This is a genomic window from Inquilinus limosus MP06 (genome assembly GCF_000767795.1).
GTDB classification, from domain to species: Bacteria; Pseudomonadota; Alphaproteobacteria; order DSM-16000; family Inquilinaceae; genus Inquilinus; species Inquilinus limosus_E.
In genome coordinates, this window is the sequence record NZ_JANX01001039.1 from 1 (window position 1) to 1059 (window position 1059).

General features: G+C 69.7%; 1 protein-coding gene. It reads left to right on the forward strand.

Going from position 1 to position 1059, the window contains the following annotated elements:
- The coding region (locus P409_RS35025; RefSeq protein ID WP_034849626.1) for a polysaccharide pyruvyl transferase family protein at positions 1 to 969 on the forward strand (969 nt) is incomplete at its 5' end.
- Positions 970 to 1059 lie beyond the last annotated feature (90 nt).

The following is a 1059-nucleotide window of genomic DNA, read 5'->3' on the forward strand; positions in this document are numbered from 1 at the left end:
AAGCGGCTGTCGATCCCGCTGTCCTGGGTCGCCACCACCAGCGAGCATCCGCACGCCAATCTCGGCGACGCGCTCAGCGCCGTGGTGGTCGCCGCCATCGCCGGCGTGCCGGTGCGCCGCGCCGCCTTCGACGACGCGTCGGAGCGGATGGTCGCGGTCGGCACCATCGGCCATGCCCAGAAGAACGGCGTGCTGCACTTCTGGGGCACCGGCATGGATGCGACGCTGAACCCGGTCGACCGCTCGATCCGGCAGTATATCCGGCCGCAGAACACCGATTTCGTCGTGCACGGCGTGCGCGGCCGCAAGACCCAGGCGGTGCTGCGGGGCCAGGGCATCAAGGTGCCCGACGTGTTCGGCGACCCGGTCTGGTTCCTGCCGCGCATCATGCCGATGCACCACGTCAAGAAGACGCATGAGCTCGGCGTGATCCTGCACATCTCCGAGCTGGCGTCGATGGATCCGCAGTCGGGGGTGAAGGAGGCGCTGAAGCGCTACAACATCCCGCCCAGCCTGGCCGGGTCGATCCGGCTGATCAACACCTACACCGCGCCGAAGGTCGACGCCTTCGCCGCCAAGGTGGAGGAGATCGTGTCGTGCAAGCGGATCATCTCGACCAGCCTGCACGGCATGGTGATCGCCGAGACCTACGGCGTGCCCTGCGGCTGGTTCGGCACCTATGAGGGCGGCCGGCTGCTGCTCGACGTCGACGATCCGGAGAACCGGATCGACCACCGCATCCGCGACTTCTACTCCGGCGTCGGCAAGCCGGGCGTGATCGCCTTCTGCCGCGACCGCAGCCTGGAGACGCCGTGGGAGGACGTGATCACCTGGATCGACGAGACCTGGCAGCCGCTGCGCTATGACGGCCGCGACCTGTTCGAGGCCTTCCCGGTGGCGCAGGGCGTGTCCTTCGACGACGCGCTGTGGCCGGTCTCGGGCGACGTCTACGCCCGGATCCCGTTCTAGGGTGACGGTGATGAACGGGCGGACCCAGCGCCCGTTCGCCGCGGCGGCGCGGCTGGCCGGCGTGCCGGCCTCGCCGCAGCCGGCTCCGGC